Raw genomic sequence first — 24,619 nt, forward strand, 5'->3', positions numbered from 1 at the left:
CTATGGGCTTACAAAACGCTAGTGTGCTAGCATATATAAGCAGCATCCACAGTTTTTGAAACTCTATTTGCTTAGGGTTATAGAAGTATTACGGTTCGGCCCCAAGCCCAAAGATGGATTTATTATCATGACACAAGCCACTGAGACGCCTGACAAAAAGCCGCAGCGCCCCTTTGTGCTTGGAATTGAAACCAGCTGCGACGAAACCGCTGCCGCTATCGTAAGTGCTGACAAACAAATTCTGGCTCATCAGGTTCTTTCTCAAATTGATGACCACAGTGAATATGGTGGTGTGGTGCCCGAAATTGCAGCACGTCAACATATCTCTAATCTGGACCATCTGGTGGCTGGCGTCTTGAAAGACGCTAACATCTCAATAGCAGATTTAGATGCCGTAGCTGCGACAACAGGCCCTGGGCTTGTAGGTGGCCTGATGGTTGGCGTTATGACGGCAAAAGCAGCCGCAAGAGCCGCTGGTAAGCCCTATGTGGCTGTAAATCACCTTGAAGGCCATGCCCTTACAGCGCGGCTTGTTGAAGATATTAAATTTCCTTACCTACTCCTTCTAGTATCCGGCGGACACTGCCAACTCCTAAGTGTAAGCGGTGTTGGAAAATACAAACGCCTAGGCACTACAATAGATGATGCCGTTGGAGAAGCTTTTGATAAAACTGCCAAACTACTGGGGCTCGGGTACCCTGGAGGCCCAGCGGTAGAAAAAGAAGCATTAAAAGGGGACCCAACCCGCTTTAAACTACCGCGCCCGCTTATCGGCAAACCTGGATGTGATTTTTCCTTCTCAGGCTTAAAGACGGCAGTACGGCGAACAGCTGAAGCATGCGTGGAAGAACGCGGCGCTTTATATGCAGATGACCGTGCAGATATCTGCGCGGCTTTCCAAACCACAATTGCCGCATGCCTTACCAACAGGCTAAAGAATGCTATCAAACTGTTCCGCGAGGAAGCAGGCACTGATACACTGCCGCTTGTTGTAGCAGGAGGTGTAGCAGCTAATAAGTATCTGCGTGCGGAGCTACAAAAAACTGCTTCAGATAACAATATGACATTCCATGCTCCACCACTGGCTTTGTGTACAGACAATGGCGCCATGATAGCCTGGGCAGGGATGGAGCGCTTTCTTGATGACCCAACCATTGATGATTTTGAAATGGCACCAAGAGCGCGCTGGCCGCTGGATGGCACAGCCATACCGCTGGTAGGAAAAGGCAAAAAAGGCGCGAAGGCATAAGCACTTGCCAGTGTCTACGAGAGCAGGCAAACTATAGAAAATTTCAGGAGACTTTGAGTGCATAAGATTGGTGTTTTAGGGGCAGGAGCATGGGGAACCGCACTAGCGGCTGCTGCAGTTGCAGCAGGTCGGGAGACCACTATATGGGCAAGAGAGCCTGAAGTTGTTTCTGCAATCAATAATACCCATGAAAACACCGTATTCCTGAAAGGCGTGGCATTAAGCGAAAAGCTCATCGCAACCGGTGATATGGCTGACCTTTCCGATAGCGATGCAATCCTTATTGTTAGCCCAGCCCAGCATCTTCGCACTATGTCTGCCGAACTTGTGACGCATCTAAAGCCAGGTGTACCTTTGGTTATTTGCTCCAAGGGTATTGAAGTTTCAAGCGGTAAGCTGCTGAGTGAAGTACTTGAAGAAACAGCACCAAACAACCCAGCTTGTATCCTGTCTGGCCCTACGTTTGCTGCGGAGGTGGCCAATGGTTTGCCTTGTGCACTTACACTGGCTGCAAAAGATAAAGCTTTAGGCGAAGTCTTAATTGATGCGTTAGGCCAACCCACTTTCCGTCCGTATTATAATGATGATGTGGTTGGAGCCCAAATTGGCGGCGCAATTAAAAATGTACTGGCTATTGCCACGGGCATTGTTTCCGGTCTGAGTATTGGTGAAAATGCTCGTGCTGCTGTTATCACCCGTGGTTTGGCAGAAATTGTTCGTTTCGGTGAACTATATGGCGCTAATCCCGAGACCTTGATGGGCTTATCAGGTCTTGGCGACTTAATCCTCACATGTTCCAGTACACAGTCCCGGAATATGTCGCTGGGCAAAGCTATTGGTGAAGGCAGAACCTTTGCTGAAATTATGGCTGAACGAAACTCAGTGGCAGAGGGCGCACATACAGTAGAAATTGTTCATAAACTCGCAGTGGAAAAAGGGATTGATATGCCTATTACTGCAGCGGTTTATCATATTTTAAAAGAAGGTCAGAATGTAAATAAGGTTATGGAAAAGCTTATGACCAGACCATTTACAGAAGAAGGCGTATAGGAGGAATAGATGCTCTATGTAATTACCTGCACGGATAAAGCAAACAGCGTTGATCTGCGCATGTCTGTTCGTCCCGATCACTTGGCTTACTTAGAAACTGCCGGCGATCGCCTGAAAGTTGCTGGACCACTTTTATCTATTGGGGAAGATCCGAAGCCAATTGGCAGCGTGATTATCATTGATGCAGCAAGCGATGCAGCGGTGCAGCTTTTTGCAGATAATGACCCCTATGCCACCGCAGGGCTTTTTGAGAAAGTAGAGATAAAGCCCTGGAAGGCAGCAGTGGGCGTTTGGGCACAATCTGAATAAAGGAACATCTTATGGCATATTGGTTGGTAAAATCTGAACCGGGTGACTGGTCATGGGAAGATCAGCTCTCTGTGCCGCAAGAACCATGGGATGGTGTTCGTAACTTCCAGGCCCAGAAAAACATGAAAGCTATGGAAGAAGGCGATTTGGTCTTTTTCTACCATTCGGGCAAATCCCGTGAAATTGTTGGCCTGTGTTCCGTTGCCCGTGCGCCGTACCCTGACCCAGACGATGAAAAAGGCCGATTTTGCCTTGTTGACCTGAAGGCAGAAAAAAGCGCAAAGACCCCGCTGAATCTCACCGAAATAAAAGCACGAGAAAGCCTTGCACACATCGCACTGGTTCGCCAATCTCGCTTATCGGTTATGCCTATAGATGATAATGCATGGGCAGAGATGTATAGCGCTTGCTCTTTTGACTAATGAAAAAGCCATCTCCCCTTCATTTAGAAGATCTACCCGCTGGACCACCTAAAGGCACAAAACTGTGTAATCTCGCTGATTTGCCAGAACACGGCGGTAAGGAAATAATCTTTCGGGAAGATAGGTTTCGGGTAAGTGTTTTAGTCCAGCAAAAAGATAGCTTCATCAAGGTCTATGACAATCGCTGCCCTCATGCAGGCACCCCTCTAAATATGTTCGATGAAAACTTTCTAAATATTGAAGGTACTCTCCTTATTTGCCGCACGCACGGCGCACTTTTTGACCATAAAAGTGGTAAATGCATTTTAGGGCCATGCAAGGGGGAATATCTTAGAGAAGTTGCCGTTGATATTACCGAGACCGCAATTTTCACGCGCTGATTAAATCAGTACCGTGCCAGAACGGCGTCTTTGCGGCGCATTCTGATCAGCATCACCTGGCAAAATAATTGAAATAGCGCGCCAATGACTCTGCCGATATTTGTGGTAGAAGTTCTTTTTCAGAATCATATTATATTCAGGGTCATAATACAGCTTCTCTTGATGACGCTGTTTTTTCCCTTCGATATCAAACTCGGTCGTTACATGAATTACAAATACTTTGCGATCACCTGATGGTAGGGAAATTTCTTTTTCACCTTCTACACTCATATGCACCCAAAATTGATACGTTGAGTTTTCTTCAAAATGAGTAAAGGTGCCTTCAAAACTAGTCTCATTTCCCTTTTCCAGAGGAAATAACCCTTCCAGTTTTGATTCATTGAAATCATATTCATACTGACCATTATGGCGTACGCCACCAACTGGATATAGGCCGCGGTACATCTTAACGGTGCGCAGATGATTACCATTCCAATCAGACCAATCAACGGACACATATTTACCGTCAACATCAGTGATTTCTGATGTAACCTCACGGCCTTCAGCCTTGATAATAGTCTTCATGCCAATCATTGCTGTGGAGCTGGATGTTTTGCGTGCAATAGGGTCACATGCCGCAAGCAGCAGCATGAGCAACACACCCAAAATCAGCTTCATACCAGATTGCACTCGTCTCAACTCCCGAGAAAAACATATATGGTAATAACACTTAGATGCGTTTTAGGGAAGTCTGTCGAGCAGAAATGCAAGGTAACTTTGGTTCAGTTATACAACACATAGATTAGGTTATGCGTGTAATTCCAGTATTTCCAATACCCTGATTAAGCGAATTCTATCTTCGGACGCATAAAGTCAATCAGCTTACCACTGCGGGCAGAAACATCTGAAAAACACGGCACATCAAACTCTATAGAAATGAAGCTCCCGGTAGGGACTTTGTGGTAAAGGCGATCAAATAATGACTTTTTGCCTTTGGTAGAAAGTGCCATCGCGGCATCCTCAAGGCCTGGATTATGACCAATGATCATCAAATTATTTACGGCAGGGCCATATTCTTTGATAATCGCAAGAATAGTGTTAGCACTGGCCCCATATAATCTTGGTTCAGGCTTCATATTCCATTCAAATCCACCCGCCTCAACAATACCAGAGAAAGTTTCTTGTGCACGAGTGGCCGTGGAGCAAAGAACTAAATCAGGCTGTATTTGCATCTCGGCAAACCTTTTCCCAATCTTTGCAGCTGCCCTATACCCACGTTTGTTTAAATGACGGTCGTGATCACAGCTGAAATCACCTTTCCAGCAGGATTTAGCGTGCCTGAGCAAATATAACTGTTTCATATCTTTGCACCCCCTATAAGCGCTCATCAAACACATTGCCCTTTGCTTTTTTCTGTTTTACCCAAATCAGGATATACAGAACCCCTCCAGCAAGAGCGGGTATTTAACATCTAATAAAAGTCTTACAGATATGACGTTACAGTTTAAATCATTTGGCACAAAAAATAACACAGCACTCATTCTAGCCCACGGTGCAGGCGCTGGCATGGGCCATCCATTTATGGAATATTTTGCCACTGAATTAGCCAAGACAGGATTGGAAGTTATTCTCTTTAACTTCCCTTACATGACAAAACGCATGGAAGACGGAAAGAAACGACCACCTGACAGAGCACCTGTGCTTCTCGAACATTATCGAGAGTTTATCAATCATATAGGCCCCAGAGAAAAAGTATTTATAGGCGGTAAATCCATGGGTGGCAGGATGGCGAGTATGTTGCTTGCTGAAGACAACTCTATTGCTGACGGCCTCGTACTGCTCGGATATCCGTTTCACCCACCAGGAAAACCTGAAAAGCTCCGTACCCAGCATTTTAATGATATCAACAAACCTGTATTTATCGCTCAAGGTGAAAGGGATACATTCGGCGGCAAAGAATTCACTAAAAGCTTATCTTTGCCCCAAAACTTTGAAATGCATTGGCTACCAGATGGTGACCATAGTTTTAAACCACGTAAAGCTTCTGGCCATACAGAGCCGGAAAATTGGGATAACGCCGTAAACGCAATCTCAAACTTCTGCATACAGGGCTAAGATTTAATCATAGTTTGCCCAGTATTTTTCTTGTCTTCCGGATCTACCTTTGGCGGAACAAGCAACCCACGCTGAACAGCCTCTCTTTCATTGATACTGTTCAGCCACCGTTCCAGATGATCAAGTCCATCAATACTTACACCCGCCCATTCATAAGATCTTACCCAGCAAAAATTGGCGATATCAGCAATCGAATAATTCTTGCCCGCAAGATATTCGCTTCGGCCAAGCTGCGTATTCAACACTTCGTAAAGACGGCGAGTTTCTGTTTGGTACCTATCAATAACTGCTGGAATTTTCTCAGGGAAATACCGGTGGAACACATGTGCCTGCCCTTGCATGGGGCCTACACCGCCCATCTGAAACATTAACCACTGGATTGCACGCGAGCGTGCCTGAGTTTCAGTAGGTAAGAGCCCCCCGAACTTTTCCGCCAGATACATCATCACCGCACCAGATTCGAATACAATAAAATCATCATTGTCATGATCAATAATAGCTGGAATACGGCCATTTGGGTTAATAGCTAAATACCAATCCTCTTTTTGCTCTTTCTTATCAAAGCTCAAAGGTTTGGCTTCATATTCAGCGCCCAGTTCTTCAAGGGTAATTGCCGCTTTGTAACCATTCGGCGTGGAGGCCGTATATAGCGTGATCATAACATTCACCGCCCATTATCTTCAAAGTTAACTAAATAGTCAGAAAAATACTCTTTCCTATAAAGGCTACTTCTGCAACCCTTGATAAAGAATAAGAATGGTTTCTGATCGGACAGAAAATGGATAATGGCGAGAAGCATATTCTCTATGTGGAAGACATTGAGGTAAATCAGCTTATTATAAAAAGCATGATCAGCCGTATGTCGGGATACCAAATTGTATGTGCTGAAACAGGGGCGGAAGCACTCAAGATGCTGGCAGACAAAGATTATGATCTCGTACTGACCGATCTTTTTTTGCCAGATATGAATGGCTTTGAACTGTATGAAAAATTCCTAAATAAGGAACCGGAAAGCACCCTACCTTTCATTGCGCTCACTTCAGATATAAGTGACGAATCTAAAGAAAAGGCCGATAGCCTGTCTTTTAAAGGTTATCTGGAAAAACCTGTTCGGCCTGATGATCTAGAAAATATGCTAAAAGCAACTTTTGCTGAAGACTTACCAGTCTGACATCATACTAGGGCCAGTGGATTTCTTATTTGCCACAATACGCCACAGTTTCAAATCACCTGATTCCAGCATCTTCTTACGGCGTGTCCAAAACTCTGCTTCACGCATAAGGGTTTGAATCATCATCGCACCGTCTTCTTGCTTAGCTAATTTAGCGGCAACAGCATCAGCGCCTGCCCACGCCTGATTGATCATATCAATATACTGCATGGAAATATCTTCAGATACACGTACCTGCAAACGGTTATCCTTAAGGATACCTACCATATCATCTGCAGTAATTGGGCAAGGGTGATTACGTTCACCAACAGCCCACTCTTTATAGCGATCTTTACCCGGTACAGAATCGTTATCGATCATATATTCTGTCATCAGGAACAAACCACCAGGCTTCAGTTTGTCTTCAATTTTTTCGATAACACCGCGTTTATCGTTAATTGTGAAAAGTGCTTCCTTTGACAGCGCCCGATCAAATTTCCGATCAAAACCTTCAATATCATCCGGATTATACTGCTCAAGTACGGCTTTTTTCTCTAACCCCGCCATTTTTGAGAGCTGTCGACCCTTTCCAACAAGGTTTTCGCTTTCTTCGTAGCCTGTCATCCAAACGCCAAAACGGTCCACCAGCACACGTGCGGGACCACCAAGGCCAGCACCAATTTGCATCATGGACATTTCAGGGCTCAGCGCCAAAAGTTTGGAAAGAGAGATAATATACTCAGGCCCCCCCGGACCACAGAAACCTTTACCCCAAATATACTGGGCAATATCAACAACCTCATCGCTCCAAGGGTCGATATCCTCGTTACTTTTGGTTTCTTCCGCAGCTTCTTTCTTGGGTTTTTCTTCAACAGGTTCATCAGGCAGCCGTGCATCAATCCGTTTCTGGATCTCATCCGCATCATAGCCTTCCCACCATGCTTTCAGGCGAAGGCCTAAGCCCATTTTACCTTTCGCGCTTTTATTCTTTTTTGCAGCCACAATTAAAACCCGTGCACATACCCTGCTGCTTTGCAGCAATCACTACCCAAGCTGTATATGAAAACCGATCGGAGCCATTTTGCAAGCCCCGATCGGGATTTTTTATTATATCAGTCGTTTTTAACCACGCAAAGTTGCGCTTACAGCTTTTTCCGCCGCAGCTACCACTTTCGCAGAGATCGCCTCGATATCTTTATCAGAGAAAGTCTCATTCTTCGGCTCTAGCAGTGTAGAGATCGCGATAGACTTCTGCCCTTCCGGAACGCCCTTGCCTTCATATACATCAAAAACATTCACTTTCTTGATGAATGCTTTATCTGCACCTTGGATAGCACGAACCAAGTTCGCCACCTGAACATCCGCATCCACAAGGAATGCAAAATCACGCTCTACAGACTGAAGATTTGAAACTTCTAGCGCACCTTTAGCTACAGATTTACCGCGTTTTGCTGGAATCTTATCAAGGAACACCTCAAAACCAACAACCGGGCCATCCACATCCAGTGACTTAAGCACTTTCGGATGCAATTCACCAAAGCTTGCCAGAATATTCTTTGGGCCAAGGCGAAGAGTACCTGAGCGACCAGGGTGATAATAGCTCGGTGCTTCAGTAAACACCTGAAGGTTCGCCGTTGGTGCACCAGCTGCATCAAGAGCTGCAATCGCATCACGCTTTGCATCAAACACAGAAACCGCTTCTGAAGCCTGAGCCCAATGACGTTCAGTTGAAACGCCAGTGCGAATACCTGTTGCAACAAACAACTGGCCTTTCTCGGTATCATCAGCGAATACCTGACCAACTTCAAAGAGAGCAACGCTTGATGCACCGCGTGCCTTGTTGCGCTGTGCTGCCTGCATCAGGTTAGCCAACATGCTTGGACGCATGCAGTTCAACTCTGATGAAATCGGATTATCTACCATCAGACAGTCCTGTCCGCCACCAAACAGTTCAGCATGATCACGGTACATGAAAGACCATGTTACCGCTTCGTGCATACCAGCAGACGCAAGCTTGCGCTTCACGGCGCGTGCACGTTTCTGACGCGGGCTTAGCGTTGAACCAGCTTTATGGTCTGTTGCTGGTAGCTGAACACTCGGAATAAAGTCATATCCGTGGATACGGAGTACTTCCTCAACGATATCAGGCTCGCCCACCACATCACAGCGCCAGCTTGGTACTGTGATTGTGTATGGATCATTGCCTTCAATACCAAAACCAAGTGTTTCCAGAATCTGCACACTGTCTTCTTTTGGAAGATCAAGACCGCCCAAAGTTTTCACACGCTCTGAACGGAACGGTACCTTGCGATCCCATACTGGTGTGTCGCCAGCTGAGAACACATGACTTGGTTCGCCGCCACAAAGATCCATGATCATCTTGGATGCGATCTCAACCGCATCTGCCACAAACAGTGGGTCTACACCACGTTCAAAACGGTAACGGGCATCTGTATTAATACCGTGGTCACGGCCAGTGAAAGCGGTACGCACTGTATCAAACAGGGCTACCTCAAGAACAACATCTGTCGTCTCTTCTGTACACCCGCTTTCTTCCCCACCAATAATACCGCCGAAACCAAGAACAGCCGCATCATCTGCAATCACTGTTTCAGAACCGTTTGCTGTATATTCCTTATCATCAAGCGCTAGGAAGCTTTCGCCTTCATTTGCTAGACGCGCTTTCAAATTACCCTGAAGTTTCGCAGCATCATAAACATGCAGTGGGCGACCAAACTCGTATGAGATATAGTTAGTGATATCCACAAGCGCGGAGATTGGGCGCAAACCAATTGCCTTAAGGCGGTCCTGCATCCACTGTGGGCTTGGACCATTTTTCACGCCAGTGAATTTACGGCCAGCAAAATAAGTACACGCATCTTTTGCTTCTTCTGGCAGATCAATAGAAACGGTTACATCACTATCGTATGCGCCAGCAATCTTCTCAACAGCCAGTGGCTTCAGTGTGCCTAAGCCAGCGGCTGCGAGATCACGGGCAATACCGTAAACACCCAAACAATCCTGACGGTTAGGAGTGATTTCGATATCAATCACCGGATCATCAAGACCAGCCCATTCAACATAGCTTGCACCAACAGGTGCATCAGCTGGCAAATCAAGGATACCATCATGATCTTCACCAAGCTCAAGCTCAGCGGCAGAACACATCATACCGTTTGATTCAACGCCCCGTACCTTACGGAGCGCCAGTGTTACATCAAGGCCCGGCACATAATCACCTGGGCGGCCAAGAACCACTTTCATATCTTTGCGAGCATTCGGCGCACCACAAACAACAGTGATGGTTTCAGAACCTGTGTTTACAGTACACACTTTCAGCTTGTCTGCATCAGGGTGTTTAACAGCATCCACAACTTCAGCAACTGTGAAGCTGCCAAGTTTTTCAGCTGGGTTTGTTACCGTATCAACCTCAAGGCCAATCGCATTTAACTTTGCAAGAATCTCATCAAGGCTCGCATCTGTATCAAGATGGTCTTTGAGCCAGTTCAGTGTAAATTTCATCGGCTCATCCCTCCGGCAATAGTAGGTAGATCAAGCGCTTGGAAACCGTAATGCTTCAACCAGCGCAGGTCAGCATCAAAGAAGGCACGTAGATCGTTCATGCCGTATTTGAGCATTGCAAGGCGGTCAATACCGCAGCCGAAAGCGAAACCTTGGTAAACATTTGGATCGAGGCCACATGCCTCAAGAACCTTCGTGTTCACCATGCCTGACCCCAGAATTTCAAGCCAGTCGTTACCGTCACCAATTTTCACAGTGCCGCCATCAAAGCTGCACTGTACATCCACTTCCATAGAAGGCTCGGTGAACGGGAAATAACTTGGACGCAAACGCAGTGTTACTGCATCAACTTCAAAGAAGGCTTTAAGGAAGGCTTCTAATGTGCCTTTCAAGTGCCCAAGATGCGTATCTTTATCAATCACAAGACCTTCCACCTGGTGGAACATCGGTGTGTGTGTTGCATCAGAATCGCTGCGGTAAGTGCGGCCCGGTGCAATAATTCGGATCGGAGGCTCTTTTGACATCATCGTACGAACCTGCACAGGGCTTGTATGCGTACGTAGTACTTTACGGTTACCTTCAGCATCCGGCTTTAGGTAAAATGTATCGTGGTCCTGACGTGCAGGGTGCTCTTCAGGAATATTCAGTGCCGTAAAGTTATTGAAATCAGTTTCAATATCCGGGCCTTCAGCCACATCGAAACCAAGGCCTGCAAAAATCTCTGCAATCTCATCCATAACCTGGCTGATTGGGTGAACGGAACCAGCTGCATGTTCCTGCACCGGCAGCGTTACATCAACGCGCTCAGATGCAAGGCGGGCTTCCAGTTCAACTTCCTCAAGCACTTCCTTGCGAGCTGCCAGAATATCAGCAACCTCTGTCTTCAGGCCGTTTAACGCAGGGCCCATCACCTTACGTTCATCAGGAGACATGCCACCAAGGCCTTTCATCAAGCCTGATACACTGCCTTTTTTACCAAGTGTCGCAACACGAATTTCTTCAAGGACTGCCATGCTTTCAGCGCCCGAAACCTGTGCTGTAATTTCTTCCCTAAGGGATGAGATCTGTTCCTGCATTTTTCTTCCAGTTACAAAACCACAAGTGTTTCAAATGAATAATACGAAGTTTCTATGAAACAAAAAATAAAGGGGATCCGGCCACAGGCCAGACCCCCTTTTCATAAATTTGGTCGCGATAAATCTACGAGCCAGCTTTATTTCGCAAGGGCGGCCTTAGCCTGTTCCACAAGCGCTTCAAAAGCAGTAGCTTCGTTGATTGCAAGGTCGCTCAGTACTTTACGGTCAAGCTCGATACCAGCGAGCTTAAGACCGTGCATGAACTGGCCGTATGGCAGACCGAACTGACGCGAACCAGCGTTGATACGCTGAATCCAAAGAGCGCGGAAATTGCGCTTCTTAGCTCTGCGGTCGCGGTATGCGTACTGACCGGCTTTCTCAACAGCCTGGCGAGCAACTTTGATAGTATTCTTGCGACGGCCCCGGTAGCCTTTAGCTTCCTCAAGAACCTTCTTGTGACGAGCGTGCGATGTTACACCGCGTTTAACACGTGCCATGGTATTTCTCCTTAACCTTCAGATTCGTGAGTGGCTTAGCCGTAAGGCATGAACTTCTTAACGATTTGCGCATCGCAATCTTTAAGAATAGTTGTGCCACGTTGGTTACGGATTTGCTTATTGGTGCGCTTGATCATACCGTGCTGTTTGCCGGCCTGAGCAGAGCGTACTTTACCAGAAGCAGTGAGCTTGAAGCGCTTTTTAACGCTCGCTTTTGTCTTCATCTTGGGCATTTTCTGTCCTCACATACGTAAAGATAGTAAACAAGAACCCCCGCGGCAGCCCATTAAACAGCCGGACGGTTCGGTGAAGTGGGCTTCATACAGCAAGTGATTACGCATTGCAAGATGATTCAGACACCGCAGTTTTCAGCGGTTTTGAAGCCTTGAAATACATCAGAAAACTGCCAACATAAACAACAAGTGAGGGGAGGATATTATGGTGGGTTATTCAGGTACACCACTTATAAAAAAGCTGGGAATCAAAGAAGGTTTTCGCCTCAGGTTCGTGGGCGCCCCAGAAAACTATTCGGAACTTCTCGGGCCACTTCCTCTAGGAGTAGAGGAAAATACCCCGGAAAACTGCCATTTCATCCACGGTTTCTATAAAGAACGAACTGATCTTGAGACCGATCTTCCCCATCTCATGAATCAGATAAACCGCAATGGTATGATCTGGGTTTCCTGGCCAAAGAAGGCCTCAAAAGTACCAACAACCATCACCGAAGATACAATTCGTGAAATTGCGCTGCCGCTTGGTCTTGTTGATGTAAAAGTATGCGCGGTCAATGAAATATGGTCGGGCCTCAAACTGATGATTCGTAAGGAACTAAGATAATGAGCATTACACTTAGACCTGCTATCAGTAGTGAACTTGATGCACTGCATGATCTCTGCATGCGTTCAAAAGCTTATTGGGGATATGATGAAGCCTTTATGAAGGCCTGCACCGAAGAACTTCACATCAACAAAAGCGATCTGGAAAATCATCATGTGGTGGTAGCTGAAGAAGGCTCGCAAATCCTCGGTGTTACCCAACTGGAAATCACTGATGAAAATGCAGAACTGGATAAACTGTTCATTTGTCCAGATGCAATTGGCAGAGGGGTTGGCAAACAGCTATTCAACTGGGTGAAAGAAACATCTCATGCTGCAGGCGTCAGGAAAATCACTATCCATGCAGATCCGTATGCTGAAGATTTCTATAATTATATGGGGGCAAAAACTACCCGAACAGTGCCATCAGGCAGCATTGAAGGGCGTGTTTTGCCCTTCATGGAATATGTGATTGAGGGCTAAGGGCGCACTACATAGTTAAGGTGGCCAGTTTTCACCCAAATCTTCGCACCGTCTTCGCCCGCTTTTAATTTGGCAACATAACCAACAGGCACCCGGAACCAGCTGCGCTCTGTAAAAGTTTCGCCTTCTTCATGAAAACTGCCAGCAAGTACAAGGAATTCAGCACCGCCTTCTGCCACGATTTCAGTTTCCACGCCCGGAGAAAGTGTTTCAAGGCGGACGAACTCACGCTCATCTTCAAAGAGTGGCGTTACTTTCACGCCTGGGCGATTTGCTTCTGAAACAGCGCCCATTTTATGCATGTCCGTGCGTACAAAAGTACGGTCATCCATATCATACTGCCATAGCTTCACGAAGATGGTGCAACCTTCATCAGAGCGGGGGGTATGGCTTGAGGTTGGCGGGTTACGCACATATGAACCAGCAGGATAATCACCGTGCTCATCCTGAAATACTCCATCAAGCACAATGAATTCTTCACCGCCCGTATGTGTATGAGCGGAAAAATGGCTTTCCGGTGCATACCGAACAATCGTTGTAGCTCGCGCCATTTCATCACCTAGACGATCAAGGAGTTTCCGTTCAACTCCTGCCATCGGAGATGCTTGCCACTCATTCTCTACATCATGCACGGAAACACGCTTTGAGAAATCTGTATGTTTATCCATCACTCTTCTCCTGTAGCGGCGCCCGCATGCCAGCAGACGCCAGAAAATTTTTAAACCGCATGCGTCATAGATGGACGCGCGGAAACGCGTTCACGCCAAGCCTTTACATTCGCACAATCTTCGGGGATTTCAATTTTCGCAAAATCAGCAAACGCAAAGCCAGCTACCGCGGTGATATCGGCAACCGTGAAATGATCTGCCGCCAAATAATCACGCTCTTCAAGGATTTCATTCATCCAGCGCATGGTCTTCAGCGCTACACCGTGGCGGAAATTACCCCAATCAGCATTCTGGTAGGTTTCGATATCCGGGCCAAGACCATCCGTCGCGTGGTGGAAATACGCGCCAACTGCCTCAAGAAGGCCATCTTCGATCTTACGCTGGATCATATGGATTCTGCCACGTTCAGCGGCCGTTTTCCCTGTAAGATCCTGATCACCAGTTACATGATCAACATAATCTGTAATCGCTGCCGATTCAGAAAGAATGGTACCATCGTCAAGTTCCAGTACCGGCACCACACCTGATGGGTTTTTTGCCAGAAATTCAGGTGTACGGTGTTCACCCGCCATCACATCTACATGGATAAATTCCACATTATCAATCAGACCTTTTTCCGCGAGAGCCAAACGGACACGTGCTGGGTTTGGGAAACCCTTATATTCATAAACCTTCATTGAAATCTCCTCTTTTTTACCTACTTACCTATCAGTAGATAGATAATGAAAATAACATGGGTATGTTGTTGGCACTTGTCAACAGCCTATCTTCTGATAGATAGTAAAAAGATGACCAAAACATATTCGCCAAAAGCACAAGAAATATTGGATGCCGCGGAAAGACACATGCGTTCCGGCGGTTTTGACGCCGTCAGTTTCCGAGATTTAGCCACTGAAGTTGGTGTGAAAAGCGCCAGCGTGCATTATCATTTTCCGCAAAAAGCAGACTTAGGAGAGGCTGTTGTCAGCCGGTATACCGAGAAAATTCTCGAATCACTCGGCGAGCCTGAAGCAACATCCATTTATGAAGTAAGACAGCGCCTTGACCGCCTTATTGGTATATACAGAACCGCCCTATACGGCGATGATAAGGTATGCCTTTGTTGTATGCTGGGTTCAGAAGCAAGTTACCTGCCCGAACCTGTTGCTGCTAAAGTTCTTTCATTCTTCATGCAGGTGAAGGGCTGGACAGAAACAGCCATTTCCTCTGGCGCACCATCAGTGGATGCAAGTGCTATTGCTTCTTTTATGATCAGCAGCCTTCAAGGCGCTATGACCCAAGCTGTTGCCACATCAGATAAAAGTCATTTTGAAATAGCTGAACAAACCCTGAAGTTATGGGTTTCAAATACCCTGAAATAGGATCGCCCCGTGGGGCGATCAGCACCTATAGAGCTTTAAGTTTCTCCAACACCTCTGAATTTTTAGGGTAAAAATGCAGAGCAATCCTGTAGAAATCTTTCGCTATAGTCTGTTGATTATTCTCAGCCGCATACGCCGCTTCCTGTAAAAGATTACGCACAGTTAGAAGGCTACTTTCAGGCACTTCCTGTTTCCAGGCTTTATAAGCCGCTAGAGCGACATCAAATTGCCCTTCATAAATAAGGTCATATGGCAACTTATAACCGGGTGTTAATTTTCTGAGAGCATAGGCCTTCGAATTCATGCCTTTACGGCCCATAGTTAAGTACCATGATTGATCAGAAGGATTCTTTTCGATGGTAATTTCACTTCCATTGAATTCATCCATCTTGAACCTGCCTTCTCCGATATGAATAAGCTTTCGAGGGGCTCTGCGTTTGATTGAATTATCAAGCCACAAAGCACCATCCCGCTCTTCAATTGTCACTACTTCATGAAACGGAGACCAATACCCCGTGTTCAAATTCCGGTAATGCCCAACAATACGGGACCGCACTTCTTCAGGTATATCCGTCTCACTTACCTGAATCTCTCGCTTCCACCCCAGTGTTTTAATAGTTGTTGCGATCACTTCATTAATGGCAGGCACCCGCACACGGTGAACCCCATTTCCAAAAGCAATAATAGCTTTTCCGCCTTCCATACTGCCCATTACAGCACCGCCAATACCGGTGTTATAGCCAAGGTGCGAAAACCAATCGAGATTACCTTGCGCTTCATACCTCGCCCAACCCAGGCCCCAGCCCCCAGCTTTCTTAAATGTCTGAATCGATGTAACAGTCTTCGCCACCCAAGGAGAAATCACCTTTGAAGGCTTGTTGGCAAGTGCTTTCTGCATATCCAAAACCAGCTTCGCCATATCTGCAGCGCTACTCCAAACACCACCTGCTGCCTGTTGTGGGTTAATAAGAACTCCACCGTCACCAAAATGGCTTCTGTCAAACGCATGAGCTTTAGCCACATTCTTCGGGAATTCCTTATGCCCGACCTGATGCATGGTCGTATTTCGCATACCAAGTGGATCAAACAACATTTCTCTTGCCAATTCTGGGAGTGTTTTTCCTGTCACATCCTCTATTGCTACCTGTGCTACAACAAACCCGCCGCCACTATATTTAAACCGCTGCCTGGGCTCCCACATAATAGTAATAGGCTCCTTGTAGCGGGCCAGCTTCTCACCATTCAGGCTTTCAATCAGAGTGGGAATATCGTCACCCGGATAATAATCAGCAAACCCGCTTTGAGATGTTCCTGCCGTGTGCGTTAGTAGGTGGCGCAGTGTAATAGGCTGGTATTTATTGAAGTCGCTTTCAGGCAAAGACCAACGCTTCAGATATTCTGAAACAGGTTTATCCAAATCCAGCACACCTTGTTCCACCAGCAACACAGCAATAAGGCCTGTAATAGCCTTGGAAACGGAAGCCGTTGAAAAAGCAGTATCAGGATCAACCAACTGGCCTGTTCCGTAGTCTTTTTCTCCAGCACCGATGAGATGAACAAGTTCATAGTTATCAATGACAGCGACCGACAGGCCAGTAAGTTGGTGCTTTTCAAGGAGCTGGTCGTATTGGATTGTCTCCTTCAGGCGGATATCAACCCTGTCTTCAGCGCATGTGATAGCACTCACCGCAAAAATGGTAGCCACACCGATAATGCTGTTTTTGATAATTGTTGGTATTTCCATAGTTATTTACTCGCTGCATAGTCAAAACTATAAATAGGGTAATAACTTTTCGGCAGGTTTCTGCCTGAGTTCGGTAAACGGTATAGTCTTTCCCATAAACGGTACATGGATGTCATACACAAAAACATCTCTGATAAAACTCCTTAGCCAGGTAGTTCTTTGCTGGATTATTGCCACGCAAGCTTCACTGGCCGAAGATAAATTCACCCATATTAAAGATGTAACCATCTGTTACAGCGATGCTGCTTCAATGCCAAATTTCGAAGATGCAGGCTGCACTAAAACCAGTTTCTACGACGTTAAACCACATAAGAAGTCAGCTTGGGTTAAAGCAACTGTCACAATCGCTGACGAGATATTAAAGCAACCAGAACCACTGGGACTTTTCATCTCAGGCACCATTTCAAGCAGTTTGTATTGGAATGGGTCTCTACTTGGGCACAATGGGAAGCCAGCCTCTAATTCAGTGGATGAAATCCCCGGAAAAATGGATGCCGTCTTCTCCTTACCACGCCAGCAAATCAGAGCAGGGAAAAACAACCTCATTATCCAACTATCGAACCATAATAGCTATATCGCTCTGAAATCGCCGATACATTATCTTGCTATTGGTCCTTATAACCATCCGCCAAATGTTGCTTTAAAGAACTATCTACCCTCAGCAATACCCTTGGGCATTTTACTGGTAGGTGTATTTTATTTTGGTTTTCAGGGGTTCCGACAGAAGAATATATTAGAAGGGCTCGCCTTGCCGCTTGGTGCGCTTTTCACTGTGTTACAGCTTCTTGCCGAAATCACCCGCGGGCTCTTTCAGTATGAATACCCCTTTCAGGAAATAAGGCTTATTCTCGTAGCCCTTTTCTCAGGGCTAACGGGTAGTTTCCTGTTTTATTATATATTCCAAAAGTTCTGTCCCAACATCAGATCTATCTATTTTTTTGCTAGCCTTCTTATGCTGCAATTGCCGGCAGTTGTAGAACCATCCTTTAATGACAAAGCGGCCTTTGCCATGCTTGGACCAACGATAGGAGCTTTTCTGTTAACGAGCCACGGTATTTACAAACAGAAACTTCATGCAAAAATCTACACCGTGGTACTTTTCGTGTTCGCAACCATTATTGTCGCCGCACCTAATGCATTTTTAGATACCTATTATTATTATTCCGTAGCCTTGCTCTTTATCTTTTTATTCTGGGATCACGCCACTTTACTGGAAGAAAAGCGGGCGCTCTTGCGCTCGGAACAAAAACGCGCCGACAAGCTACAACTGGTCTTGGAAAGCAAGCGGGAAAATGACAACCCAAGCATAATCCAGATTTCAGAAGCAGGGAAAATCAAACGTATCAACACGACCCAGATCATCTACTGTCAAGCAGCAGGCGATTATGTAGAAATCTATCTTACAGGCGGAGAGACCTTATTGCATACAGCAAGGCTTTCTAAATTTGAGGAAAGCTTGCCTAGCAGTTTTATGCGCGTTCACCGATCTTATCTTGTGAACACACATCATATTCTTGAACTTGTAAGAGAAACATCCGGCCAAGGGAGTTTAAAACTTACAGAGACGCAGACCATTCCTGTGAGCCGCAGAATCATGCCGCAGGTCAGAAAAGCTTTATCCTAAACGCCGAATTTAACCATTAATGCTCTTTGCAATGGCTTCTGCGGCAGCTCGCGGATCATCTGCCTGAGTAATTGGGCGACCAATCACCAAAACATCAGCCCCGGCTTCTACGGCATCAAAGGGGGTCATCACCCTTTTCTGATCTCCAGCTGCACTACCTGCAGGGCGAATACCTGGCACAACAAGCTTGAAATCAGGATTTGTTGCAGCACGAGCTAATGATATTTCACGGGGGCTACATACCATCCCGTCAAGGCCATTTTCTGCACCAAGCGCTGCTAAGCGGGCAACCTGATCAGCAACCACATCCTCAACACCAATCGCCTTCATATCCGAATCGTCCAAACTGGTAAGGATAGTAACACCTGTGACCCACGGCTTCGCATGACCATGCTTTGCAGCCTCTTCCGCAGCAGTTTCCGACGCACGGCGCATCATCTCAGGTCCACCTTGAGTGTGAATGGTCAGAATTTTTGGGCCAAGTGGTGCGACCGCTCTTATAGCTCCCGCAACAGTATTTGGAATATCATGGAATTTCAGATCAAGGAAAATCGGCATGCCCGTTTCAGCAACTGCTTTAAAACCATCCGCACCGTTCGCACAGTAAAACTCAAGGCCAAGCTTAATACCGCCAACAACACCATTCAGTGTTTTGGCTAAATCCACAGCTTTTTGAGTTTCAACAGTATCAAGAGCACAGTAAATGCGGTCGCTAGGTTTCATGGTTCAGTCGCCTTATAATAAGAGATACGATTGAAGCCAGCATGTAGCCTGTTTTACTCTGTTTTGGCAAGCACGCTGCCGCCAGTTTGGGCTGTTTCTCTCGCTCGCGCAGCCTGCGTTACGTATGCATCTTCTGCCATAGCAGACATTTGGTCTTCAAGATAACCAGCCCTACGTTCGGCTTTGCGGCGCTTTGTGAAACCTTCAAGGCGAAGCCACCCGGTTACAAAAGCGGAAACCAAAAGCCCAATAAAAATACCAATGAACAAGAGAAGGTAAAGCGGCATAGAAAAGCCGCTCCAGAATGGTTCAAAGGAAATTTGAACCATCGTACGATTATTAACCGCAAAAAACACCAGAGCAAGCCCTATAAGCAGCCAGAAAAGGCGGCGAATCAAGAGTAGCAAGGACTTGCCCATAATGTAGTTCCAAGTATGGTTAAAACGCGTGCCTATTTATTTAGGCGTTCGCGTAGATGTTTACCAGTTTTAAAGTATGGAACTCTTTTCGCGGAAACATCCACTTGCTCACCCGTACGCGGGTTACGTCCAACACGAGCAGGACGTTCTTTTACTGAGAAAGCCCCGAAACCGCGTAGTTCAACGCGATCCCCGCGAGAAAGTGCGCCAGTAATTTCATCAAAAATCTTCGAAACAATTCGTTCCACATCCCGATGAAAAAGATGAGGGTTCTCTTCTGCAATTTTGTTAATCAATTCGGACTTGATCATATGCATCCTCCCGTGGGGGCTGTCTTACTTCACTCGGCACTATCACCCGTGGTCCGTTGGAAGTAGCGTGCCACTTGATCGCGCATCCGTCAAGATAAGTCGTTCAAAGAAAAGGCTTTTATGGGCATATTCTTACATTTTTTTTGAATTTATTCGTTTTTCACACAAAATCAGGCCCATTTAACCCACCAGAGTAAGAGATTTTTCTAACCACCCCTGTTCAAATACAAAAAAGCCGCCACCAAAAATGGCAGCGGCTTTCCCGTAAGAATAATAAGCGTATGGCTTAGTTATCTTTTGCTTTCTCAAGCGCAGCACCAAGGATATCACCAAGGCTTGCACCAGAGTCTGATGAACCAAACTGTTCAACAGCAGCTTTTTCTTCTGAGATCTCAAGAGCTTTGATTGAAAGGTTAACTTTACGGCTGCTCTTATCAACGCCAGTTACCATTGCATCAAGCTTGTCACCTTCAGAGAAGCGCTCTGGACGCTGGTCATCACGGTCACGTGCAAGATCAGAGCGGCGGATGAACGCAGAAACACCAGTGTCGCCAAGCTCAACTTCAAGACCGTTCTCAGTTACCTTAGTAACAACTACAGAAACCTGCTCACCGCGTTTCTTAGAAGAAACGTCTGCAAATGGGTCGCCAGAAAGCTGTTTGATACCAAGAGAGATACGCTCTTTCTTCATGTCTACGTCAAGAACAACGGCTTTAACTGTGTCGCCTTTCTTAAAGTCTTGGATAGCTTCTTCACCAGAACGATCCCAATCAAGATCAGATAGGTGAACCATGCCGTCCACATCGCCTTCAAGACCGATGAACAGACCGAACTCTGTGATGTTCTTAACTTCGCCTTCGATTTCTGTACCTGCAGGGTACTTATCAGCGAATGCTTCCCATGGGTTGTCGCCACACTGCTTAAGACCAAGAGAAATACGGCGCTTAGAAGCATCAACTTCAAGAACCATAACTTCAACTTCTTGGCTTGTAGAAACGATCTTACCTGGGTGGATGTTCTTCTTAACCCAGCTCATTTCAGAAACGTGTACTAGACCTTCAACACCAGACTCTAGCTCAACGAATGCACCGTAGTCAGTGATGTTTGTAACAACACCGTTGAACTTAGCGCCAACAACGTATTTCGCTTCGATGCCTTCCCATGGATCTTCAGCAAGCTGCTTCATGCCAAGGCTGATGCGCTGTGTCTCAGGGTTAATGCGAACCACTTGAACTTTGATAGTCTCACCAATTGTAAGAACTTCAGATGGGTGGTTAACACGGCGCCATGACATGTCAGTAACGTGGAGAAGACCATCGATACCGCCAAGATCAACGAACGCACCATAATCAGTGATGTTCTTAACAACACCGTCGATTGCATCACCTTCTTTAAGCTTACCAAGAAGCTCCGCACGCTGGCCTTGACGATCTTCTTCAAGGATAGCACGGCGAGATACAACGATGTTACCACGACGACGATCCATTTTCAGGATCTGGAATGGCTGCTCAATGTTCATAAGCGGTGTTACGTCGCGGATTGGGCGAATGTCCACTTGTGAACCAGGAAGGAACGCAACAGCGCCGTTCAGGTCTACAGTGAAACCGCCTTTAACGCGGCCGAAGATAACACCGTTAACACGAGCGTCGCCTTCAAATGCTTTTTCAAGCTCAGTCCAAGCTTCTTCACGGCGCGCTTTATCGCGAGACAGGATAGCTTCGCCAAGTGCGTTCTCAACGCGATCAACGAATACTTCAACATTGTCTCCAACAGCGATTTCAGCTTGCTGGCCTGGCATTGCGAATTCTTTAAGAGGAACGCGACCTTCGGCTTTAAGTCCGATATCAACGATCGCGAAGTCGTTTTCAACAGAAACAACTGTACCAGTTACAACCTGGCCTTCAAAGCCAGTTTCAGCTGGCATAGATTCATTCAGTAGGGCCTCAAAATCAGAGAGGCTAGGCATTGTTGCCACGTCAGACATTTAAGTCTTCCTTTCAGTATAGTTTTGTTTTCGTGCCAGCCGGTTGGTTCCGGCGGTCTTCTCCCGGGATATATAACGAAAGGACAACCCTTTCATTTTCTCCTGCCCGGAAGCCTCTAACAGCAACACAAAATATCCCTCACGCGTAAAGCATGGGGACCGCATGTAATGCGTCTTCGGTTATTGGAACTATTATCGTTCGCGTACGACCGCAACAGCTCTTTGAAACACGGCGTCTATATCTAATAATGTTGTATCTAGCAAGAGGGCATCTTCAGCGGGCTTCAAAGGCGCTTCCGCACGGTTCATATCGCGCTCGTCTCTGGCTTTAACATCAGCAAGAATAGCTTCAAAATCCGCCACCTCGCCGCGACTTTCCTGCTCTGCGGTTCTACGTCGCGCTCGTTCTTCTGCACTAGCTGTAACAAACAGTTTCAAGTCCGCATCGGGGCACACCACAGTACCGATATCTCTGCCGTCCAGTACAGCACCTTCAACACCACCCGGAGGATTGGACGCATAATTACGCTGAAAATTCAGAAGGTTAGACCTAACCACCGGCATAGCAGCCACGTGAGACGCCGCAGTGCCCGTTGCTTCATGGCGTAGTTCTGGTGCTTCAAGGAGGGATAGATCCAGATCCGCTGATGCGGCCTCCGCGAAGGCGTTATCTTTCGGGTCCACACCCGCCTTCAAAGCCGCAAGCCCTACCGCACGGTAAAGTGCGCCAGTATCCAGATAAGCATAACCCAGCTCTTTTGCCAGACGCTTGGCAAGCGTTCCCTTTCCAGCTGCCGCTGGGCCATCAATTGCAATAATCAACGCGAATCACCTTTTTTAGATATCTGCGGCGCTTATAGAAAATACAGCCTACTGGCGCCAGCGAAGAATATATTTTTACAAATAACACATCCCATGATAAGGAACAAATCAAGAACATGCTTAAAGAGGGATGTTATGTTAAAAGCACTTATTTTGGGGGCACAGATCATGATCCAGCAACTCACACCTAATTTGCCTGTTGATAGCATAGAACCATCTGCAGAATTTTTTGCGAAGATTGGTTTTGAAGTAACGGTACGTGTACCAGAGGAAGGTGCGATGGGCTTTGCTATTCTTATGAACGGCAATCAGCAGGTAATGTACCAAACCCATGACAGCCTGAAAGAGGATGATGCCTCCCTAGCCACCGCAGGCAGCCCGGTTCTTCTCTATGTAACGGTAAATGATTTAGATGCTGTTGCCGAAAAACTGAAGGGGTATGATAAAGTGATGGAAGAACGCACCACCTTTTACGGTGCCCGCGAAATTACATACCGAGAGCCAGGTGGCCATCTGGTAACTTTCGCTCAGTTCCCCGAACAATAAAGAATACTTAATAACAAGAGCGTACCAAATACGCTCTTGTTATTAATTCAATATCTCAAGCACCGCATCCAACTGATTATCTTGCCCCGCTAGCAGCTTCTCAAGATTAAGGGTAACAGCGATATCAGGCTTAAGGCCTGTCATGTCAAAGCTCTTGCAGCTTCCATCAACATAGCGTTCATTTGGAAGCCCAAGCAAAAATCCGTTTGGTAAAATCCGCGGCAGGATATCTGAGAAAGCGCCGACCGTTGCTTCCCCAACCTGGGTGACTTTAGGTGTTCGCCCTTTAAGGCCCATCAGAAACGTTTCTGCGGCACTCATAGTGCCCGCATCTGTTAGCACCACAATATCACCGCCATAAGAATTCTCGCCAAACGCTTCAACCATAATAGGTTCTGGTGCGGTCCACTCTCCAGTTGCTGCGAAATCTACCGCCGCCTGCTTCGAGTATGCGATATAATCATCTTTTGTCAGGCGAGATAACAGTTGCAGCGCCATCTGGTCACTTCCACCAATATTTGAGCGCAAATCAATAATCAATTTATCGCTTGCTTGAAGCTTCTTAAAAAGCCCATCAAGAGCCGTTTCATATCCTTCACACGATGTAAAAGAAGCTAATCGGAGATATAAAATACCGCTTTTGATATCTGCGAACTGAAACTGGTTATCACAGTATGAGCTTACACCGCCCGTAAGATAGTGATCTTCAATAACGCTACCAACCTGCTCGAAACCATTATAGGCTGGCACGCGTTCAACATGCTCGGCCCCAAAGAAATACCGTTCTGCACTGGGAGCTACGAGTACCGTATGTGGATCTCGAAGTTTTAGAAGTTCGTTTACAAAGAGATCATGCAATTCAGCGGAAGTTTGAACAGCAGACGCGCCCTTGAGTATGGCTTCTTCATCCCAACTGATCTTTTTCTCTTCAAAGAAAGGGTAGTTTTGTTCGAAAATACTAAGAAAGGCTATCGTTGTAGCCTCAACTGAACGATCGACGGGTTGATCACACAAGGCTGGCAACTCATTTAAGCGTTCCGCCTTCATTTTTGATCCTGTATCAGAACGGCTGAAATAGCGAATACCATTATCTGGTGCGGTAACGCGCATATCTGCTTCAATGAAACCTGGTACAGCTACAGAGAAGCTAGCTACATATTCATCACCAGATTGGTAGGTCATAGAATCTGGAGAAAGCACACTCTGCAAACAGCTCACACCGCTTGTTTCGAAAATGGAAACTCGGTTCCCTTCAATATGAAATAGAAAGCCATATCCTTCGGTTTTCCATACGCCATCCAGATTATCATCCGCCTTAGCCTGCACAGACACCAGCAAACCTAAAGCCAGAAAAACCAGATATTTCATAC

29 protein-coding genes are annotated in these 24,619 nt (G+C 46.4%); 12 read left to right on the plus strand and 17 right to left on the minus strand.

The window, feature by feature from the left end:
* The first annotated feature begins 127 nt into the window (after positions 1-127).
* From tsaD to KFE96_RS00945, 5 genes are read left to right on the plus strand one after another with little or no spacing between them, the layout of a single operon-like run.
* Positions 128-1,249, plus strand: a complete 1,122-nt coding sequence (tsaD, locus tag KFE96_RS00925) for a tRNA (adenosine(37)-N6)-threonylcarbamoyltransferase complex transferase subunit TsaD (protein ID WP_255834137.1) — start codon at positions 128-130, stop codon at positions 1,247-1,249.
* Between the two features lie 57 nt (positions 1,250-1,306).
* Positions 1,307-2,299 carry an NAD(P)H-dependent glycerol-3-phosphate dehydrogenase gene (locus KFE96_RS00930; RefSeq protein WP_255834138.1) on the plus strand — a complete coding sequence of 331 codons (993 nt, stop codon included), beginning with the start codon at positions 1,307-1,309 and terminating at the stop codon, positions 2,297-2,299.
* Positions 2,300-2,308: 9 nt separating this feature from the next.
* Positions 2,309-2,608 carry a YciI family protein gene (locus KFE96_RS00935; RefSeq protein ID WP_255834139.1) on the plus strand — a complete coding sequence of 100 codons (300 nt, stop codon included), beginning with the start codon at positions 2,309-2,311 and terminating at the stop codon, positions 2,606-2,608.
* 11 nt (positions 2,609-2,619) lie between these two features.
* Entirely contained in the window at positions 2,620-3,030 is a 411-nt protein-coding gene (locus tag KFE96_RS00940; protein WP_255834140.1) for an EVE domain-containing protein, read from the plus strand.
* Positions 3,030-3,410, plus strand: a complete 381-nt coding sequence (locus tag KFE96_RS00945; protein ID WP_255834141.1) for a Rieske 2Fe-2S domain-containing protein — start codon at positions 3,030-3,032, stop codon at positions 3,408-3,410. The genes KFE96_RS00940 and KFE96_RS00945 overlap by 1 nt, the downstream gene beginning before the upstream one ends.
* On the opposite strand, the gene KFE96_RS00950 is transcribed toward KFE96_RS00945, so the two are convergent.
* Positions 3,411-4,067, minus strand: a complete 657-nt coding sequence (locus KFE96_RS00950) for a hypothetical protein (protein ID WP_255834142.1) — start codon at positions 4,065-4,067, stop codon at positions 3,411-3,413.
* 164 nt (positions 4,068-4,231) lie between these two features.
* The gene (locus KFE96_RS00955) at positions 4,232-4,750 is read right to left on the minus strand and encodes a histidine phosphatase family protein (protein ID WP_255834143.1); all 519 of its coding nucleotides are present in this window, start codon (positions 4,748-4,750) and stop codon (positions 4,232-4,234) included.
* 130 nt (positions 4,751-4,880) lie between these two features.
* On the opposite strand from KFE96_RS00955, the gene KFE96_RS00960 reads away from it, so the two are divergent.
* Positions 4,881-5,504, plus strand: coding sequence for an alpha/beta fold hydrolase (locus KFE96_RS00960; protein ID WP_255834144.1), 624 nt, complete (start codon positions 4,881-4,883; stop codon positions 5,502-5,504).
* Here KFE96_RS00960 and KFE96_RS00965 read toward each other — a convergent pair.
* Entirely contained in the window at positions 5,501-6,163 is a 663-nt protein-coding gene (locus KFE96_RS00965) for a glutathione S-transferase family protein (protein WP_255834145.1), read from the minus strand. The two genes, KFE96_RS00960 and KFE96_RS00965, sit on opposite strands and share 4 nt — an antisense overlap.
* Before the next feature lie 119 nt (positions 6,164-6,282).
* On the opposite strand from KFE96_RS00965, the gene KFE96_RS00970 reads away from it, so the two are divergent.
* Positions 6,283-6,675, plus strand: coding sequence for a response regulator (locus KFE96_RS00970; RefSeq protein WP_255834146.1), 393 nt, complete (start codon positions 6,283-6,285; stop codon positions 6,673-6,675).
* On the opposite strand, the gene KFE96_RS00975 is transcribed toward KFE96_RS00970, so the two are convergent.
* The 5 genes from KFE96_RS00975 to rpmI all read right to left on the minus strand — a co-directional run bounded on the left by KFE96_RS00975 (position 6,664) and on the right by rpmI (position 11,982).
* The gene (locus KFE96_RS00975) at positions 6,664-7,656 is read right to left on the minus strand and encodes a cyclopropane-fatty-acyl-phospholipid synthase family protein (RefSeq protein ID WP_255834147.1); all 993 of its coding nucleotides are present in this window, start codon (positions 7,654-7,656) and stop codon (positions 6,664-6,666) included. The two genes, KFE96_RS00970 and KFE96_RS00975, sit on opposite strands and share 12 nt — an antisense overlap.
* Positions 7,657-7,776: 120 nt before the next feature.
* Positions 7,777-10,176, minus strand: coding sequence for a phenylalanine--tRNA ligase subunit beta (gene pheT / locus KFE96_RS00980; RefSeq protein WP_255834148.1), 2,400 nt, complete (start codon positions 10,174-10,176; stop codon positions 7,777-7,779).
* The gene (gene pheS, locus KFE96_RS00985; RefSeq protein WP_255834150.1) at positions 10,173-11,252 is read right to left on the minus strand and encodes a phenylalanine--tRNA ligase subunit alpha; all 1,080 of its coding nucleotides are present in this window, start codon (positions 11,250-11,252) and stop codon (positions 10,173-10,175) included. The genes pheT and pheS overlap by 4 nt, the downstream gene beginning before the upstream one ends.
* Before the next feature lie 137 nt (positions 11,253-11,389).
* On the minus strand, positions 11,390-11,749 hold the full coding sequence (gene rplT / locus KFE96_RS00990) for a 50S ribosomal protein L20 (protein WP_255834152.1): 360 nt from the start codon (positions 11,747-11,749) through the stop codon (positions 11,390-11,392).
* Positions 11,750-11,784: 35 nt separating this feature from the next.
* Positions 11,785-11,982, minus strand: coding sequence for a 50S ribosomal protein L35 (gene rpmI, locus KFE96_RS00995; RefSeq protein ID WP_247019996.1), 198 nt, complete (start codon positions 11,980-11,982; stop codon positions 11,785-11,787).
* Between the two features lie 205 nt (positions 11,983-12,187).
* On the opposite strand from rpmI, the gene KFE96_RS01000 reads away from it, so the two are divergent.
* Both KFE96_RS01000 and KFE96_RS01005 read left to right on the plus strand, forming a co-directional pair.
* Positions 12,188-12,586 (plus strand): DUF3052 family protein, encoded by a 399-nt coding sequence (locus KFE96_RS01000; RefSeq protein ID WP_255834153.1) that lies wholly within the window; start codon positions 12,188-12,190, stop codon positions 12,584-12,586.
* The gene (locus tag KFE96_RS01005) at positions 12,586-13,047 is read left to right on the plus strand and encodes a GNAT family N-acetyltransferase (RefSeq protein WP_255834154.1); all 462 of its coding nucleotides are present in this window, start codon (positions 12,586-12,588) and stop codon (positions 13,045-13,047) included. The genes KFE96_RS01000 and KFE96_RS01005 overlap by 1 nt, the downstream gene beginning before the upstream one ends.
* Here the strand turns inward: KFE96_RS01005 and KFE96_RS01010 are convergent.
* Both KFE96_RS01010 and KFE96_RS01015 read right to left on the minus strand, forming a co-directional pair.
* Positions 13,044-13,715 carry a cupin domain-containing protein gene (locus KFE96_RS01010; RefSeq protein ID WP_255834155.1) on the minus strand — a complete coding sequence of 224 codons (672 nt, stop codon included), beginning with the start codon at positions 13,713-13,715 and terminating at the stop codon, positions 13,044-13,046. The genes KFE96_RS01005 and KFE96_RS01010 overlap by 4 nt on opposite strands.
* 50 nt (positions 13,716-13,765) lie before the next feature.
* Complete coding sequence (locus KFE96_RS01015; protein ID WP_255834156.1) at positions 13,766-14,392, minus strand: glutathione S-transferase family protein; 627 nt, start codon at positions 14,390-14,392, stop codon at positions 13,766-13,768.
* A gap of 111 nt (positions 14,393-14,503) precedes the next feature.
* Here KFE96_RS01015 and KFE96_RS01020 point away from each other — a divergent pair, with 111 nt between their 5' ends.
* The gene (locus KFE96_RS01020; RefSeq protein WP_255834157.1) at positions 14,504-15,076 is read left to right on the plus strand and encodes a TetR/AcrR family transcriptional regulator; all 573 of its coding nucleotides are present in this window, start codon (positions 14,504-14,506) and stop codon (positions 15,074-15,076) included.
* Positions 15,077-15,101: 25 nt separating this feature from the next.
* On the opposite strand, the gene KFE96_RS01025 is transcribed toward KFE96_RS01020, so the two are convergent.
* The gene (locus KFE96_RS01025; protein ID WP_255834158.1) at positions 15,102-16,820 is read right to left on the minus strand and encodes a serine hydrolase; all 1,719 of its coding nucleotides are present in this window, start codon (positions 16,818-16,820) and stop codon (positions 15,102-15,104) included.
* A gap of 466 nt (positions 16,821-17,286) precedes the next feature.
* On the opposite strand from KFE96_RS01025, the gene KFE96_RS01030 reads away from it, so the two are divergent.
* Entirely contained in the window at positions 17,287-18,444 is a 1,158-nt protein-coding gene (locus KFE96_RS01030; RefSeq protein ID WP_255834159.1) for a LytTR family DNA-binding domain-containing protein, read from the plus strand.
* 9 nt (positions 18,445-18,453) lie between these two features.
* Here KFE96_RS01030 and pyrF read toward each other — a convergent pair whose 3' ends face one another.
* From pyrF to cmk, 5 genes are all read right to left on the minus strand, one after another.
* A complete protein-coding gene (gene pyrF / locus KFE96_RS01035) occupies positions 18,454-19,167 on the minus strand; it encodes an orotidine-5'-phosphate decarboxylase (protein ID WP_255834160.1) in 714 nt (237 codons plus the stop codon).
* A gap of 53 nt (positions 19,168-19,220) precedes the next feature.
* Positions 19,221-19,586 carry a LapA family protein gene (locus tag KFE96_RS01040; protein ID WP_255834161.1) on the minus strand — a complete coding sequence of 122 codons (366 nt, stop codon included), beginning with the start codon at positions 19,584-19,586 and terminating at the stop codon, positions 19,221-19,223.
* A gap of 32 nt (positions 19,587-19,618) precedes the next feature.
* Positions 19,619-19,897 carry an integration host factor subunit beta gene (locus tag KFE96_RS01045; protein WP_255834162.1) on the minus strand — a complete coding sequence of 93 codons (279 nt, stop codon included), beginning with the start codon at positions 19,895-19,897 and terminating at the stop codon, positions 19,619-19,621.
* Positions 19,898-20,183: 286 nt separating this feature from the next.
* Entirely contained in the window at positions 20,184-21,881 is a 1,698-nt protein-coding gene (gene rpsA / locus KFE96_RS01050) for a 30S ribosomal protein S1 (protein ID WP_247019975.1), read from the minus strand.
* A 192-nt stretch (positions 21,882-22,073) separates the two neighbouring features.
* Positions 22,074-22,703, minus strand: a complete 630-nt coding sequence (gene cmk, locus KFE96_RS01055) for a (d)CMP kinase (protein ID WP_255834163.1) — start codon at positions 22,701-22,703, stop codon at positions 22,074-22,076.
* 135 nt (positions 22,704-22,838) lie between these two features.
* Here cmk and KFE96_RS01060 point away from each other — a divergent pair, with 135 nt between their 5' ends.
* On the plus strand, positions 22,839-23,249 hold the full coding sequence (locus tag KFE96_RS01060) for a VOC family protein (RefSeq protein WP_255834164.1): 411 nt from the start codon (positions 22,839-22,841) through the stop codon (positions 23,247-23,249).
* 42 nt (positions 23,250-23,291) lie between these two features.
* Here KFE96_RS01060 and KFE96_RS01065 read toward each other — a convergent pair whose 3' ends face one another.
* Positions 23,292-24,617 (minus strand): S41 family peptidase, encoded by a 1,326-nt coding sequence (locus tag KFE96_RS01065; RefSeq protein WP_255834165.1) that lies wholly within the window; start codon positions 24,615-24,617, stop codon positions 23,292-23,294.
* Between the last annotated feature and the right edge of the window lie 2 nt (positions 24,618-24,619).

This window comes from Kordiimonas sp. SCSIO 12603 (genome assembly GCF_024398035.1).
GTDB lineage: Bacteria > Pseudomonadota > Alphaproteobacteria > Sphingomonadales > Kordiimonadaceae > Kordiimonas.